A 15,035-nucleotide genomic window follows, 5' to 3' on the forward strand; every position below is an offset into this window, starting at 1 on the left:
CCGGGGGGGGATCCCGGGGGTCTAACTGCCTTCGCGCCAGGCCCGCCACAGCCGCGCGTACCGCCCGCCCAGGGCCACCAGCTCCTCGTGGGTGCCCTGCTCCACCACGCGTCCCGCGTCCAGCACCGCGATCCGGTCCGCCGCCATCGCCTGGGTCAGCCGGTGCGCCACGAACAGCGTGGTCCGGCCCGAGCAGGCGGCCAGCACGGCCCGGTCCAGTTCGGCGGCGCCCTCGCTGCCCGCCTCCGCGGTCGACTCGTCGAGCACCACCACCGGCGAACGGCCCAGCACCAGCCGGGCCAGGGCGATCTGGGCGACCTTGGTGACGTCCAGCCGCTCGCCGCCCTCGCCGACCATGGTGTTCAGCCCGTCGGGCAGCGCGTCGACCCACCCGTCGGCGCCGACCGTGCGCAGGGCGTCCATCAGCTCGGCGTCGGTCGCCTCCGGCGCGGCCAGCCGCAGGTCGTCGGCGAGCGGACCGGAGAACACGTGGGTGTCCTGCGTCAGGATGCTCACCAGGGCCCGCGCCCCGGCCTCGTCCAGACCGGCGAGGTCGGTCGGCCCGATGTGCACCGATCCGGCCTGCGGGGTTCCGATGCCCGCGATCAGCGCGGCCAGGGTGGTCTTGCCCGCGCCCGTCGCGCCCACCAGCGCGAGCGAACCACCGGCCGGGATCGTCAGGCTGACGTCCCGGAGGACGGTCTCCTCGGCGTCGGGATAGCGATACGTCAGCCCCCTGACCGTCACCGGATGCGGCACGGCGTCCGCCGGTGCGACGGCCGCGCCGCCCACCAGCCGGTCCTCCGCGCCTTCCCCCAGCACCCCGACCAGCCGGGTCAGGCTCGCGCCCGACTTCTGCGCCTCGTCGAAGGTGAACATGATGGAGCCCAGCGGGGTGAACAGCCGGTGGAACATCAGCGGGGCCGACGACACCTCGCCCAGGCTGGCGGCATCGGCCTCCAGCAGGGCGTACCCCACCACGATGATCAGGACCAGCCCGATGAACTCGGCGCGGTTCTCCCTGCCGACGAACCGGCCGAAGAACCGGAACACGTCGATGCCGAGATTCCGCACCCGCCACGACTCGCTGGTGACCTTCTCGCGGAAGGCGCCCTCCAGGCGGTACGCCCGAACCGTGTCGATCCCGTTCAGGCCGCTGATCAGCGCCTGCGCGCGGTCCGCCTGGGCCGCCCGCTGCTTCTGGTAGAGCGGGGCGGAGCGGGGCAGGTACCAGCGCAGGGCCAGCGCGTACGCGGGCAGCGCGCCGGCGCCCGCCAGGCCGAGCCGCCAGTCCAGCCCGAACATGCCGACCGTGGCGATGACGACCAGCACGCCCGCCGAGAACACCGTGGGGACGGCCGTGCGGATGCCCTTGGACAGCACGGCCACGTCGTCACCGACCCGGGACAGCACGTCTCCCCGGCCGACCTGCTCGATCCGTGCGCTCGGCATCCCCAGCACCGCGCGGACGGCGCCTTCCCGCAGCCGTGCGAGCAGATCCGCGCCCAGCCGCCCGATCAGATACGTCGACACCGCGGTGGCCGCCGCGCCGAGCAGTGCGGCGGCCCCCATCAGCACCCCGATCGTGACCAGGGCCGAGCGCGGTTCGCCCTCGGCCACCCCGTCGACCACCTGGCCGAGCAGGAGCACCGGGAGCACCTGGAGCGCCGCCCCGGCCACCGTGGTGAGCACGGTGGCGGCCGTCAGCCAGGGCACCTCGCGGCAGTGCGCCGTGACCCATCGGGTGGCCACGCGTCCGGTGGCCGTGCGCAGGGTGGCCGGGGTGGCACGCGCGTCGGTGACGCTCACCCCCGGCCGGCCGACGTGACGAGCTGGTCGATCGCGTACGGCAGGGACAGCAGGGTGCTCTGGGACATGGCCGCGCCGACGGCCGGGCCCTCGCTGTCCAGCAGGTACGACACCTTGCCCTTCTTCACGGCGTCCAGGTTGGTGAACAGCTTGAACTTCTTCAGCTTCTGCTGGTCCGCCTTGTCGTTGACGACGAAGACGCGGTCGACGTCGACCAGGTCGACGCGCTCGGGGGAAAGGACGGTGAAGAACTTTCCGTCCGCGACCTTGTCGATCTCGGTCTGGTAGGAGAAGCCGATGCCCGTCACCAGCCGTCCGCGCACATCGGTGGAGGTGAACGGCGCCACCGAGTTCTCGTACCAGGACAGCGCGACAGCCTTCTGGTCGGCGAACTTCGGATGCGCCTTCTTGGCCGCGTCGAGCTTGTCCTGGATGCCCTGCACCAGCTCGGTGCCCTCGTCCTCCTTGCCCAGCGCCTTGGCGATCTGCACCGCGTTGTCCTGCCAGGGGGCGCTGAACGGCTCCTTCTCGCCCTTGGTGCGGCCCACGGTCGGGGCGATCTTGGAGAGCTTGCCGTAGGCGGCCTTGTCGATCTCGGAGTAGACCGCCACGATCAGGTCCGGCCGCAGGGCGGCGATCTTCTCGTAGTCGGGGCCGGAGTCGCCGTTCTTCATGACGACCTCGGGCCGGGTGTCGCCCCACTTGTCCTTCACCCAGGGCCACTGGGTGTTGATGTCGGGCTTCTTGCCCGCCGGGTTCGGGTACTGGTCGACCATGCCGACCGGCTTGACGCCGAGCGCCAGCATGGCCTGGTCGTCCGTGTAGCCCACGGAGACCACCCGCTTGGGCGCCTGGCTGATCTTCGTGGATCCGAACGCGTGCTCCACGGTGACCGGGAAGGCGCCGGAGGCGGCGGCCGGGGCGTCGTCGCTCGACGTGTCCGCCGAGTCGGAACCACATCCCGCGAGGAGGCCGACGCCGAGGGCCGCGGCGGAGAGTGCCGCCGCTAACCGCCGCCAGGGCGTCATACGCGTCGTTCTGTGGAGGAGCATCCGGAATCCCTTGCTGTCGCGCTGTCCGTTACGCCCTGTCTCAGGGCAGACACACTTTATCCCGGGCAAGTGAGGCTAGCCTAGCCTTACTTGCACATTCCTTACGGGATCTGGTCGAGCTGAACGTGCGTGCGGCCGATCGGCACGATGAGCGGCCGTTCGCCCACCGGATCGTCAACCACCGCGGCACGCAGCCCGAATGCCTCATCCAGCAACTCGGCCGTGATCACGTCGCGCGGATGTCCCTGCGCCAGGATCGAACCCGCCCGCATCACGATGAGGTTGTCGCTGTACCGCGTGGCCAGGTTGAGGTCGTGCAGCACCATGACCACGGTGCAGCCCGACTCGTGCAGGTCGTCCACCAGGTCGAGCACGTCGATCGCGTGTGCCAGATCCAGGTAGGTGGTCGGCTCGTCGAGGAGCAGCAGATCGGTGCCCTGGGCCAGGGTCATCGAGATCCACACGCGCTGACGCTGCCCGCCGGACAGCGAGTCGACCGGGCGGTCGGCCAGATCCGACACCCCCGTCATAGCCAGCGCGCGCTCCACGACACCGGCGTCGTCCGACGACCACTGCCGCAGCCAACTCTGGTGCGGATGACGGCCCCTGGCGACCAGGTCGGCCACCGTCAGACCCTCCGGCGCGACGGGAGCCTGCGGCAGCAGGCCCAGCTTCTTCGCCACCTCCCTGGTCCTGAGCTTGACGATGTCCTCGCCGTCCAGCACGACGGTCCCCTTGGACGGCTTGAGCAACCGCGTCAGGGTGCGCAGGAGGGTTGACTTGCCGCAGCCGTTGGGGCCGATGATCGTGGTGATCACGCCCGGCGGGATCGCCACATCCAGGCCGTCGATGACGTTCCGGCCGCCGTACCCGACCGTGACGCCCTTGGCCGCCAGCCGTGCGAGGCCCTGGGCCCCGGACTCGATCTCGGTGATGCACTCGGTGCTCACACGTCCCCCTGTATTCAGGATTGCCCAATTTCTTGCCATCTATCTGAGGTTCGCCCGCACCAGCAGATAGACGAGGAAGGGGCCGCCGATCGCGGCGGTGACCACGCCGACCGGGAGGGCGATCGGCAGTGCCGTGCGCGCGACCAGATCCGCGCCGATCAGCAGCAACGCGCCCACCATGCCGGAGGCCACCAGCGGCGGCGTCGGACACCTGGCCAGACGCATCGCCACCTGCGGCGCCACCAGCGCGACGAACGGGACCGGGCCCGCCGCGCTCACCGCCACACCGGCCAGCAGCACCGCGCACAGCAGCAGGACGGCCCGTACCGCCGTGTACCGGACGCCCAGGCCCGCGGCGACCTCGTCGCCCAGGTGCAGCGGCTTGAACTGGAACGCGACGCAGGACACGACGACCAGAAGGACGAGCGTGCACCACGTGCCCGTCCGGACCTCGCCCCACGACCGGTCGTCCAGCGAGCCGACCAGCCACGCCTGAGCCCGGGCCACGTCCTTGATGTCGGCCGTGACCAGCAGCCATGTCGTGATCGCCTCCATCACGGCGCTCACCGAGATGCCGATGAGGATGAGCCGGAAGCCGTCGATCCCGCGCCGCCACGCCAGGAAGTACACCAGCAGCCCCGTGCCGAGCCCGCCCGCGAGCGCCGCCGCGGACAGGCCCACGGTGCCTTCGACCGCCGCGGCGGCCCCGCCCGACGCCGTCACCAGGAACACCGAGACCGCCCCGGCGCCGCCGGTGATCCCCAGAATGTCCGGGCTGGCCAGCGGATTGCGCGCGATGGACTGCGTCAGCGCCCCGGACACCCCCAGCGCGATCCCCACGACCAGCCCGGCCAGGGCACGTGGCATCCGCAGGTCCATGATGACGAACTGGTCGACCCGCTCGCCCCCGCCGAGGACCGTGGCGATCACCCGGGACAGCCCGATGGGGAACTCCCCGACGCCGATGGACAGGCAGAACACCAGGAAGGTCGCCGCCACCAGCAGCAGCGTGACGCATACGAGCCAGGGCCGCCACACGAACGACACCTGGCCGAGCCGCACACCCGGCGCGACCACCGATCGCTTCACCTCTGTTCCGCTCATGCTTCCTTGAACTTTCCGCGCCACACCAGAACCGCGAAGAACGGGGCGCCCAGGAGGGCCACGACCACGCCCGCCTCCAACTCCCCCGGCCGCACGACCAAACGGCCCACGATGTCGCAGACCAGGAGTACGACGGCCCCGAGCAGACCCGCGTACGGCACCAGCCAGCGATAGTCCGGCCCGGTCAGATACCGCGCCACGTGGGCCACCATGAGCCCGAGGAACGCGATGGGCCCGCACGCCGCCGTCGCCGCGCCCGCCAGCAGGGTGATGGCGACGATGCCGACGGTCCGGCTCAGCGCGATGTTCACCCCGAGCCCCCGCGCCACGTCGTCCCCCAGGTTGAGCAGGTTGATGGCGGGCAGCGTGATCAGTGCCAGCACCAGCCCGACCGCGATGAACGCGGTCACCGGCCAGATGACGTCGAATCCGACACCGGCCACGGAGCCCGCGTTCCAGAACCGCAGCGCGTTCAGCGACTTCTGGTCCGACAGCGCGACCGCCGTGGTCATCGCCGCCAGGAACACCGTGATCCCCTGCCCGGCCAGGGCGAGCGTCAGCGGATTGCCGGCGCCCCGGCCGATGCTCGCCAGCCCGAACACGACGACTCCGGCGACCGCCGCCCCCAGGAAGGCGAACCAGACGTACTGGAACGGATCGGCGAACCCGAACACGGCGATCACCGACACCACGGCGAACGAGGCGCCGGAGTTCACCCCCAGCAGCCCCGTGTCCGCGATCGGGTTGCGCGTATATCCCTGGATCAGCGCCCCGCCGACCCCCAGCGCGATGCCCGCCACGATCGCGAGCACCGTCCGGGGCACCCGCACGGTCCGCACGATGAGCCTGATCTCGGTGAGCCGCTGGTCGGGGTCCGGCCCGGCGAACAGCCCGTGCCACACCTCGGCCGGGCTCAACGCGCGCGCGCCGACGGCCAGCGACACCGCCGCCACGGCCGCGAGGACGACGACGAGCGCGCCCAGACCCACCCCCCGCCGCCGACGGACCTCTGTGGTGCCCCCGGATACGGGGCGTTCGATTGCAGTCGTGCCCATGTCTCAGTACGTCATCCCTACCGCGCCGTGCTGCCGACTCCGTCGGCGACCGGCCGGGCCTCACCGGACGCGGACGTGACGCCCCGGTCGAGGAGCGAGTCCAGGATCTCGCCGACCCTGATCGCGGTGTTGGACAGCAGGGACGAGGTGATGCCGTGCGTGTGCTCCGTACCGCCCTGGAGATAGATGCCGCAGCGCAGGCCGGGATCGGTCGCGATGCGGTAGTCGCGCTCGACGCGGACGCGGCCCTCGTCGTCGCGGAGGCAGCGGTCGGCCACTTCGCCGAGGAGGCCGATGGGGTCGACGGGGCTGTAGCCGGTGGCGAAGACCACGACGTCCGCGTCCAGGAATGTCTCCTCGCCGGTGACGAGGGACCTCACGGTGGCGCGGACCTGGGCGGGGGTCTCCTTGACGTCGGTGAGCCGGGACACGTTGAGGAAGCGCAGCCGCTCGGCGCCGAGGACCTTCTCCCGGTACATCTGCCGGTACAGGTCGTCGATCAGGTCGATGTCCACCACGGAGTAGTTGGTGTTGCCGTGGTAGTCCATCAGCTGCCGCTTGACGTCCTCGGGCGCGGCGAAGTAGTCGTCGACCGCCTCGGGGTCGAAGATCCGGTTGGCGAAGCCGCTGTCGTCGGCGGGGCTGTAGCCGTAGCGGGAGAAGACCGCGCAGACCTCGGCCCCGGGGAAGCGGCGGTGCAGGTAGGCGACGTTCTCGGCGGCGCTCTGCCCGGCGCCCACGACGATGAACCGGGAGGGCGACGTGCCCTCCAGTCCGTCGGCCTTCGCCAGCAGCTCGGAGGTGTGCCAGACGCGGTCACCGCGCTCCACGCCCTCCGGCATGAGGGGGCGCAGCCCGGTACCGATGACGAGGTTGCGGGCCCGGTGGACCTCAAGACCCTCCCCCGACCGGACCGTCACGTCCAGGTACTCCACGGCCCCGTCACGGACGACGGGCGCGACGCCGACGACCTCGTGGCCGTAGGACACCATGTCCTCGACCTTGGCCGCGGCCCACTCGAAGTAGTCGTGGAACTCCACCCGCAGCGGGAAGAGGTTCTTGTGGTTGATGAAGTCGATCAGCCGCCCCTTGCTCTGGAGGTAGCAGAGGAAGCTGAACTCGCTGGCCGGGTTCCGCAGCGTCACCAGGTCCTTGAGAAAGGACACCTGCATGGTCGCGTCGTCGATCAGCATGCCACGGTGCCAGCCGAAGCGCGGCTGCTGCTCGAAGAAGTGAGCGCTGACCGCCTCGTGTCCGCCGACGCGTGCGTTGTGCTCACCGAGTGCGATCGCCATGGCCACGTTGGACGGCCCGAAGCCGATGCCAATGAGGTCGTGGACCGGTAAGTCGCGGACCGGCAATGCGTCACCAGGAAGAACCCGTGACATGTCACTCCCATCGTGCGGGGCAATCGCCTGTCAGGCGTGCGGAAGGTGCGAAGGGTGGGCACGCCGACGGAGCGACAGCCCACAACTTAGGCGAGCCTAAGCTAAACCCGCGGGGCTGTCGATAGGTCACGACGGGGAATCGGATGTCCGTACTCGCCAACTAAGAGATCACATGGGTCCGTTGCGGAATAAGGTAAGCCTTGCTTTACTTTTCCCCGGTCATCCCCTGCTTCGAGGAGGAACCCCATGCGGGTCGTCATGTTCGGTTACCAGACCTGGGGGCACCGCACCCTGCAAGCCCTCCTGGACTCCGAACACGACGTCTTACTGGTCGTGACGCACCCCAAGAGCGAGCACGCGTACGAGAAGATCTGGAGCGACTCCGTCGCCGACCTCGCCGAGGAGCACGGCGTCCCCGTGCTGATCCGCAACCGCCCCGACGACGAGTTGTTCGAGCGCCTCAAGGAGGCCGACCCGGACATCATCGTGGCGAACAACTGGCGCACGTGGATCCCGCCGCGCATCTTCGACCTGCCCCGCCGCGGCACGCTGAACGTCCACGACTCGCTGCTCCCGAAGTACGCCGGGTTCTCCCCGCTGATCTGGGCCCTGATCAACGGCGAGACCGAAGTGGGCGTCACCGCTCACATGATGAACGACGAACTCGACGCCGGCGACATCGTCCGGCAGGAGGCGGTCCCGGTCGGCCCGAAGGACACCGCCACCGACCTGTTCCACAAGACCGTCGACCTCATCGCCCCGGTCACGATCGGCGCGCTCGACCTCATCGCCACCGGGCAGACGGAGTTCACCAAGCAGGACCGGTCCCAGGCGAGCTTCTTCCACAAGCGGTCCGTCGAGGACATCCGCATCGACTGGACCTGGCCCGCGGAAGACCTCGAACGCCTGGTGCGCGCCCAGTCCGAGCCGTACCCCAGCACCTACGCCTTCCACAAGGGCAAGCGCCTCGAAATCCTGGCCGCGGTCGTGTCCGAGGGGCGGTACGGCGGCACTCCCGGCCGCATCTTCTACCGCGAGGGCGACGGCGTCGTGATCGTCGCCGGAGCCGACGCCCGCACCGGCCGCAACCACGGCCTGGCCATCACGCGCGTACGCACCGAGGACGGCCACGAGATGGCCGCCACCGAGTACTTCACCTCCATGGGCGGGTACCTGACCAGCCACCCCTGAGCCGCCGATATCACTCCTCGGTCCGGAAACAAGGGCCGATACGAGCCGTGGCCCCGTATCCGCTCATGCGGGTACGCGGCCACGGGTGTCAGGTACGCGGTGCGGTCAGAGGTCGGCCGCGGCGCTGTGCAGGTTCTTGGCGGCCAGGGCGAGGCCCTCGGTCTGGGTGTAGGCCGCGTCCTCGTGCTCGATGTTCACGGCCATGTCCGGGTCGACTTCCGCGAGGGCGCGCAGGAACTCGGTCCAGTAGGCGTTGTCGTGGCCGAGGCCGACGGCGACGAACTTCCACGCCGGGTTCTCCGGCCAGGCGTTGCACCAGAAGCCGTAGCCGGTGGGCACCTTGCCGGGGGCGTCGGCGGGCACGCGGGTGAACGACGAGTCCAGGACGCCGCGGATGTCGGCGCCCGGGCAGAGCGTCGCGTCCTTCGCGGCGGCGTGGAACACCAGCGGGCCGAGCCACTTGATGGAGGCCACGATGTCCATGCCCTGCCACATCAGGTGCGAGGGGTCCATCTCCGCGCCGACGTTGGTGGCGCCGGTCTCGTCGACCAGCCGCTTCAGGGTGACCGGGGAGAACACCAGGTTGTGCGGGTGCATCTCGACGGCGACCCGGACGTCGTTCTCCCGGGCCAGCGCGTCGATCTCCTTCCAGAACTCGACGGCCACGCCCCACTGGTAGTCCAGGACGTCCATGTAGACGCCGTCCCACGGGTTCACGACCCAGGAGGGGTACTTGGCGTCGGGGTCGGAGCCCGGTGTGCCGGACATGGTCACCACGTGCTTCACCCCGAGCAGCCCCGCGAGCCGGATGGTGCGGCGCAGGTCGTCGGCGTGTTTCGGGCCGACCCCGGGCAGCGGGTTGAGCGGGTTGCCGTTGCAGTTGAGGCCGGTGAGCTCCATCCCGCGGTCGGCGAAGGTGGCCAGGTACTCGTCCCGTGCGGTGGCCGAGGACAGCAGCAGGTCGACCGGGCAGTGGGGGGCGGGGATGAAGCCGCCGGTGTTGACCTCCACGGAGGTCAGCCCGTTCTCCTCGAGGATGTCGAGGGCCTCGGTGAGCGTGCGGTCGTGCAGACAGGCGGTGTAGGCGCCGAGCTTGAGAGCCATGGGGTGTCTCCCTCGTATGGGGGTGGTCAGGAGGTGGCCGGGATGGTGACGGCGGCACCGTCGTGCCGGGAGGACTCGACGACGGCCCGGATGATCTCCATGGTCCGCAGCCCGTCGGCGAAGGTGGCGCAGGCCGGCAGCGGGTCCTCGACGCCCGCGACCTGGTCGAGGAAGGCCCGTGCCTGGTAGGTGAACATCTCGGCGTTGCCGCCGCCCACGCCCGGTGCCTCCATCGGGTAGCCGCCCTTGAAGTACGGCATCTGCGGGCCCGCGATGATGTGGCGCGCGCCGCGTGTCCGGGCGTCCGGCTGGGCGTCGTCGAAGAGGTACTCGGCGGGCCGGTGCTGGTCGAACGCCGCCCGGCCGCCGAGCCCCACGACGTCGAAGCCGAGCCCGTTGGGCAGCCCGAAGGCGGTCCGCGACAGCGAGAAGGTGCCCACGAGACCGGACTCGAAGCGCGCGGTGAAGGACGCGGTGTCCTCGTTCTCGACCTCGCCGAACTCATCCGAGACGGGCGCGGCGTTGTGGCCGACGACCGCGCCCAGCGGCAGCGGGCGCTTGGGGATCTGCGTCGACAGCGAGGCGCCGGAGACCGCGGCGATGGGACCGGCGATGTACTCGGCGGTGTCGATCACGTGCGCACCGACGTCCCCGAGCGCGCCGGAGCCGGGGCCGCCCTTGAAGCGCCAGCTCAGCGGCCCGTTCGGGTCGGTGGCGTAGTCACACCAGTAGCGGCCGCTGAACAGCGTGAGGTCGCCCAGCTCACCACGCTGGACGTGATCGCGGACCGCGGAGATGGCGGGAGAGCGCCGGAAGGTGTATCCGACGGCCGTCACGACGTCGGCGGTGCGCTCCAGCTCGGCCATCGCGCGGGCGTCGTCGAGCGATCCGGCCAGGGGCTTCTCGCACAGCACGTGCTTGCCCGCGGCGACCAGGGCCTCGGCGATCGGGCGGTGCAGGTCGTTGCCGACGACGATGCTGACGGCGTCGATCGTCGGGTCCTCGGCCACCGCCTCCCAGCTGGGGAGCGCCTTCTCGTAGCCGTACCGGCGGGCGGCGTCCTCGCCGAGTGCGACGTTGGCGTCGGCTATGGCGGCCAGGCGGACCGGCGGCAGGCCGGCCCCGAAGACCGTGTTGACGTTGCGGTAACCGGCGGCGTGGGTGCGGCCGGCCATGCCGGCTCCGATTACCGCGACGGAAAGGGGCTTGCCGGACGTGGCCATGGGGTGTGCCTTTCAGCGTGTGGGGGTGGTCAGGTCGACGTGGAGTGGTGGTCAGGCAGCGGACTGGCCGCGGAAGTGGGCCTCGATGGCTTCCATCGAGCGGCCTCGCGTCTCGGGGACGGTGCGGAGGTAGTAGAAGATGGTGACGGTGTTGACCGCCGCGAAGAGCAGGAAGGTGGCACCGCCGACCGCGGCGATCAGCGGCGGGAAGGCCAGGGTCACCACGAAGTTGGCCGTCCAGGTGCCGAACACGGCCATGCCCATCGCGAATCCACGCAGACGGAGCGGGAAGATCTCGGAAAGCATCAGCCAGAAGACGGTCGCGACACACCCCTGCATGAACAGCAGGAACGTCAGCATGGACGCCAGGACGAGATAGCTGCGGGCGGCCGACTCGGGCAGGACCAGGAAACAGAAGGCGATCAGCACCAGGGACGCGGTGACGCCGATCTGTCCGGTGAGCAGCATCGGGCGCCGCCCGTACCGGCCGAGCAGCCACATGCCGGTGGAGACGGCGAGCACCGCGACGACACCGTTGGCGATGGTGGCGGTCAGCGCGGCCTGGGTGCCGAGTCCGGTGTCCAGCAGGATCGTGGGCGCGAAGTACATGATCGAGTTGACGCCGGTGAGCTGGGTCAGCGTGGCGAGCGCGAAGCCGAATATCACCAGGCGCCGTACCCACGGTGTGCGCAGATCGCCCCAACTGGCCCGGGGCTCCTCGGCGTCGGCCATGACGCGCCGCTTGATCTCGGCGAACTCCGGCTCGACCGCCTCCGGGTCGCGGATGAGGCCCAGGGTGCGGGCCGCGTCGTCGAAGCGGCCGCGGGAGGCGAGCCAGCGCGGTGACTCGGGAACGAACAGCATGCCGATCCACAGCAGCACGGCCGGGATCGTGGCCAGCGCGAGCATCCAGCGCCAGACGCCGCCTTCGCCCATGGTCTTCGCGATGACCGCGTTCGAGGTGTACGCCAGGAGCTGGCCGGTCACGATCATCAGCTCGTTCTGGGTCACCAGGCGGCCGCGGTGTGCGGCGGGGGCCAGCTCGGCGATGAAGACCGGCACGGTGGCGGACGCGCCGCCGACGGCGAGCCCGAGCAGGACCCGGAAGAGCACCATCACCACGAGGTCCGGTGCCAGCGCGGTGCCCAGGGCGCCGATGAAGAACAGCACGGCGAGCCCGAGGATCGCCCGTTTGCGCCCGTAGCGGTCGGAGAGGCGCCCGCCGTACAGGGCGCCGAACGCGGCGCCCGCCACGAGGGAGGACGCGACGATCCCCTCGGTCAGGGGGGTGAGTCCGAGTCCGCCCCGCTCGGCCGAGAGGGCCATGAAGGGCAGCGCGCCGGAGATGACGCCGGTGTCGTAGCCGAAGAGCAGTCCGCCGAACGTGGCGATGACGGTGATGACGCGCAGTCTCCGGTAGACCTCCGGCGAGGCGTGGTCCGTGACTGCGGTGCCGTGTGCGGGGGCCTGGGGCGTGTCGTCCCTGACGTCCATGGCCACCTCCTACTGGTTGGTGTGCGGGCGTAGTGGGTTTCCTGCGATGCGTCAGTCGGCGGCGGCGTACGGTTCGCGCTCGCCGGTCGCCACCTCGCACCCCTCGAGGTTGCCGACGGCCACCACGCCGGTCTGGAGCGGATACACATCCACTCCCACCCGGCCCATGGTCAGCACTTCCAACGGCATAGGGCGGTTTCCCTTCGCTTCTGCGGCCCGGGGGTGGCGGAATTAAAGCGCTTTAAAAGCACCTTCAGCGAGTACGATGCCCTCGCGTAAATGTCATGTCAATAGGTTGTCTCTACGCTGACGCGGGTCACCCTGCCGGGGCGGACGCCCCCGCCGGTGGCGTGGTCACCGGCGGGGCTGCCTGCTGGGCTGCGCTCATCACCGGTTGCCCTTCGCGGCGAACGTGGCGACGGTGTCGACGTTGGACTTGTCGACGAAGGCCGGGCCGGTCAGCACGGGTTCCTCGCCGCCACCGCTGTAGTTGCCGTTGTTCTTGTAGAGCCACAGCGAGTCGACCGCCAAGTAGCCCTGAAGGTAGGGCTGCTGGTCGACGGCGAACTGCACACTGCCCTTCTCGATGGCGGAGATGAGGTCCTTGTTGAGGTCGAAGGTGGCGACCTTCGCCTTGCTGCCCGCCTCGGACGCCGCCTGCGTGGCCGTGAGCGCGATCGGGGCGCCGAGCGTGACCACCTCGTCGATGGACTTGTCCTGCGAGAGCTTGGCTTTGATCGTCGACTTCACCGAGGGCATGTCGGTGCCGTTGACGTAGAGGATGTCGGTCTTGCCGCGGAAGGTCTTCTTGACCCCGTCGCAGCGCTCTTCGAGGTTGACGTCTCCCTGGGCCTGGATGACACACAGCGCGTGCTTGCCGCCGGTGGTGTTGAGCTTGCTGCCGAGTGCCCGGCCTGAGACGGACTCGTCCTGGCCGACGAACGACAACAGGCCCTGCTCCTTCCAGGCGGACAGGCCCGCGTTGAAGCCGACGACCGGGATACCGGCCTTCTCGGCCTTGGCGACCACGGCCTTCAGGGCGTCCGGCTTGGCCAGGGTGACGGCGATGCCGTCGACCTTCTGGTTGATCGCGTTCCGCACCAGGTTGGCCTGGTCGCCCGCGTTCTCGTCACTGGAGTAGATGAGCTTGACGTTGTCCTTGGCCGCGGCGGCCAGGGCGCCCTTGCGGATGGTGTCCCAGAAGGTGTCGCCCGCGGGGGCGTGAGTGACCATCGCGATCGTCATGCGGGGCGTGGAGGCCTTGCCCCCGGACACGTTGTTACCGGCCTCTGCGGCCTTCTTCCCGCCGGAGCTGCTGGAACAGCCCGCGAGGATCAGGGCGGCCGATGCGGCCACTGCCACGACGGGAACGGCTCTTCGGGAGCGGGAGCGGGAGAGGGAGACGCGGTTCATGGCTCGTGCACCTCACTGCGCAATTGGAAGGGGACGGGAGGGAGAGCGGAGGGAAGCCGGGCGCACGCGCCCGTACGGTGCCGTACTCGCGAGCCGGCTTCGCCGGGGTGACCAGAAGTGGCCAAGAGCGATTAAAGCGCTTTAAGTGCTGGTACTATCGACTCGTTTCGAGAGCGTGTCAAGGGCGTTGTGCGAGGAGATCGCTGTCCGGGAGGTACAGGTGGACGATGCCGATTCCGAGCGCCGCCAGAACGGTGCGAACAAGCGCCCCCGACTGGAGGACGTGGCGGCGCGCGTAGGCGTGTCCACCGCGTCCGTCTCCCTGGTGCTGCGCGGGGTGTCCGGCCCCAGCGAGCGCACCCGGCAGCGGGTCCTGAAAGCCGCCGCCGAGCTGGGCTACCAGGCGGATCGCACCGCCAGCCTGCTCGCCAGCAGGCGCACCCGGCTGCTCGGCGTCATGGTCGACGTCCACAGCCCGTACCACGCCGAAGTGGTCGACTACCTCCACACGGCCGCCGAAGAGGTCGGCTACGACCTCGTCCTCAGCACCCTGACCCGGACCCGCGACGAGCACACCGCCGTCGATACGCTGCTGGCCTTCCGCAGCGAGGCCCTGATCCTCCTCGGCCCGACCGCCCCCGCCGACACCCTCGCCGCCCTCGACCGCAAGGCCCCGGTGATCGTCGTCGGCCGCCGGATCACCGACGAGCAGCTGGACGTGGTCCGCACCGCGGACGACGACGGGGTCGGTCAGATCGTCGACCACCTGGTGGGGCTCGGCCACCGTGCGATCACCTACGTCGACGGCGGCAAGGGCGTCATCGCCACCGACCGGCGCCGCGGCTACCGCACCGCCATGCGCCGCCACGGCCTGGACCCGCACATCAACGTCCTGCGCGGCGACAACACCGAGGCGGCCGGTGAGCGCGCCGCCCGCCACCTCCTCGACGGCGCCACCCTGCCCACCGCCGTGGTGGCCTTCAACGACCAGTGCGCCATCGGCGTCCTGGCCGCCCTCTCCCGCGCCGGTGTCGCCGTCCCCGGCGAGGTGTCCGTGGCCGGATACGACGACGACACCCTCTCCCGGCTGAGCTGCTTCAACCTGACCACGGTCAGCCAGAACGCCGAGCAGCAGGCCCGGCACGCGGTGGCCGCCGCCGTCGAACGCCTCGACCACGGCCGCACCGACGCCCGCGAGGTCGTCCTGAGTCCGCAACTCGTCGTCCGCGGCACCGTGGCCGAGCCCGCCTGA

The 15,035-nt window shown here is 70.2% G+C and carries 13 protein-coding genes; 2 read left to right on the plus strand and 11 right to left on the minus strand.

The window, feature by feature from the left end; all coding sequences use genetic code 11:
* Window positions 1–21: 21 nt before the first annotated feature.
* The 6 genes from HYQ63_RS02385 to HYQ63_RS02410 all read right to left on the minus strand — a co-directional run bounded on the left by HYQ63_RS02385 (window position 22) and on the right by HYQ63_RS02410 (window position 7,358).
* Window positions 22–1,809 carry an ABC transporter ATP-binding protein gene (locus HYQ63_RS02385; RefSeq protein WP_179932267.1) on the minus strand — a complete coding sequence of 596 codons (1,788 nt, stop codon included), beginning with the start codon at window positions 1,807–1,809 and terminating at the stop codon, window positions 22–24.
* A complete protein-coding gene (locus HYQ63_RS02390) occupies window positions 1,806–2,861 on the minus strand; it encodes an iron-siderophore ABC transporter substrate-binding protein (RefSeq protein WP_179932268.1) in 1,056 nt (351 codons plus the stop codon). Before HYQ63_RS02390 ends, HYQ63_RS02385 begins: the two co-directional genes overlap by 4 nt.
* A gap of 101 nt (window positions 2,862–2,962) precedes the next feature.
* On the minus strand, window positions 2,963–3,811 hold the full coding sequence (locus tag HYQ63_RS02395; protein WP_179932269.1) for an ABC transporter ATP-binding protein: 849 nt from the start codon (window positions 3,809–3,811) through the stop codon (window positions 2,963–2,965).
* 39 nt (window positions 3,812–3,850) lie between these two features.
* On the minus strand, window positions 3,851–4,915 hold the full coding sequence (locus HYQ63_RS02400) for an iron chelate uptake ABC transporter family permease subunit (RefSeq protein WP_179932270.1): 1,065 nt from the start codon (window positions 4,913–4,915) through the stop codon (window positions 3,851–3,853).
* On the minus strand, window positions 4,912–5,970 hold the full coding sequence (locus HYQ63_RS02405) for an iron ABC transporter permease (RefSeq protein ID WP_179932271.1): 1,059 nt from the start codon (window positions 5,968–5,970) through the stop codon (window positions 4,912–4,914). Before HYQ63_RS02405 ends, HYQ63_RS02400 begins: the two co-directional genes overlap by 4 nt.
* Before the next feature lie 17 nt (window positions 5,971–5,987).
* Window positions 5,988–7,358 carry a lysine N(6)-hydroxylase/L-ornithine N(5)-oxygenase family protein gene (locus tag HYQ63_RS02410; RefSeq protein ID WP_179932272.1) on the minus strand — a complete coding sequence of 457 codons (1,371 nt, stop codon included), beginning with the start codon at window positions 7,356–7,358 and terminating at the stop codon, window positions 5,988–5,990.
* Between the two features lie 246 nt (window positions 7,359–7,604).
* Between HYQ63_RS02410 and HYQ63_RS02415 the strand changes: the two genes are divergently transcribed.
* Entirely contained in the window at window positions 7,605–8,549 is a 945-nt protein-coding gene (locus tag HYQ63_RS02415; RefSeq protein WP_179932273.1) for a methionyl-tRNA formyltransferase, read from the plus strand.
* A 105-nt stretch (window positions 8,550–8,654) separates the two neighbouring features.
* Here the strand turns inward: HYQ63_RS02415 and HYQ63_RS02420 are convergent, their stop codons facing one another.
* The 5 genes from HYQ63_RS02420 to HYQ63_RS02440 all read right to left on the minus strand — a co-directional run bounded on the left by HYQ63_RS02420 (window position 8,655) and on the right by HYQ63_RS02440 (window position 13,783).
* Window positions 8,655–9,653 (minus strand): sugar phosphate isomerase/epimerase, encoded by a 999-nt coding sequence (locus HYQ63_RS02420; RefSeq protein WP_179932274.1) that lies wholly within the window; start codon window positions 9,651–9,653, stop codon window positions 8,655–8,657.
* Window positions 9,654–9,679: 26 nt separating this feature from the next.
* On the minus strand, window positions 9,680–10,876 hold the full coding sequence (locus HYQ63_RS02425) for a Gfo/Idh/MocA family protein (protein WP_179932275.1): 1,197 nt from the start codon (window positions 10,874–10,876) through the stop codon (window positions 9,680–9,682).
* 51 nt (window positions 10,877–10,927) lie between these two features.
* Window positions 10,928–12,370, minus strand: coding sequence for a sugar porter family MFS transporter (locus HYQ63_RS02430; protein WP_257231548.1), 1,443 nt, complete (start codon window positions 12,368–12,370; stop codon window positions 10,928–10,930).
* A 51-nt stretch (window positions 12,371–12,421) separates the two neighbouring features.
* Entirely contained in the window at window positions 12,422–12,559 is a 138-nt protein-coding gene (locus HYQ63_RS02435) for a hypothetical protein (RefSeq protein WP_179931890.1), read from the minus strand.
* 198 nt (window positions 12,560–12,757) lie between these two features.
* Entirely contained in the window at window positions 12,758–13,783 is a 1,026-nt protein-coding gene (locus HYQ63_RS02440; protein ID WP_179932276.1) for a sugar ABC transporter substrate-binding protein, read from the minus strand.
* A gap of 220 nt (window positions 13,784–14,003) precedes the next feature.
* On the opposite strand from HYQ63_RS02440, the gene HYQ63_RS02445 reads away from it, so the two are divergent.
* Window positions 14,004–15,035 carry a LacI family DNA-binding transcriptional regulator gene (locus tag HYQ63_RS02445; RefSeq protein WP_179932277.1) on the plus strand — a complete coding sequence of 344 codons (1,032 nt, stop codon included), beginning with the start codon at window positions 14,004–14,006 and terminating at the stop codon, window positions 15,033–15,035.

The organism is Streptomyces sp. Rer75 (genome assembly GCF_013414305.1).
GTDB lineage: Bacteria > Actinomycetota > Actinomycetes > Streptomycetales > Streptomycetaceae > Streptomyces > Streptomyces himastatinicus.

Excerpts from the sequence above, each read along its gene's own strand:
- HYQ63_RS02440 (WP_179932276.1), bottom strand. The coding sequence starts at position 13,783 with ATGAACCGCGTCTCCCTCTCCCGCTCCCGCTCCCGAAGAGCCGTTCCC.
- HYQ63_RS02390 (WP_179932268.1), bottom strand. The coding sequence starts at position 2,861 with ATGCTCCTCCACAGAACGACGCGTATGACGCCCTGGCGGCGGTTAGCG.
- HYQ63_RS02400 (WP_179932270.1), bottom strand. The coding sequence starts at position 4,915 with ATGAGCGGAACAGAGGTGAAGCGATCGGTGGTCGCGCCGGGTGTGCGG.
- HYQ63_RS02405 (WP_179932271.1), bottom strand. The coding sequence starts at position 5,970 with ATGGGCACGACTGCAATCGAACGCCCCGTATCCGGGGGCACCACAGAG.
- HYQ63_RS02415 (WP_179932273.1), top strand. The coding sequence starts at position 7,605 with ATGCGGGTCGTCATGTTCGGTTACCAGACCTGGGGGCACCGCACCCTG.
- HYQ63_RS02410 (WP_179932272.1), bottom strand. The coding sequence starts at position 7,358 with ATGTCACGGGTTCTTCCTGGTGACGCATTGCCGGTCCGCGACTTACCG.
- HYQ63_RS02420 (WP_179932274.1), bottom strand. The coding sequence starts at position 9,653 with ATGGCTCTCAAGCTCGGCGCCTACACCGCCTGTCTGCACGACCGCACG.
- HYQ63_RS02425 (WP_179932275.1), bottom strand. The coding sequence starts at position 10,876 with ATGGCCACGTCCGGCAAGCCCCTTTCCGTCGCGGTAATCGGAGCCGGC.
- HYQ63_RS02430 (WP_257231548.1), bottom strand. The coding sequence starts at position 12,370 with ATGGACGTCAGGGACGACACGCCCCAGGCCCCCGCACACGGCACCGCA.
- HYQ63_RS02435 (WP_179931890.1), bottom strand. The coding sequence starts at position 12,559 with ATGCCGTTGGAAGTGCTGACCATGGGCCGGGTGGGAGTGGATGTGTAT.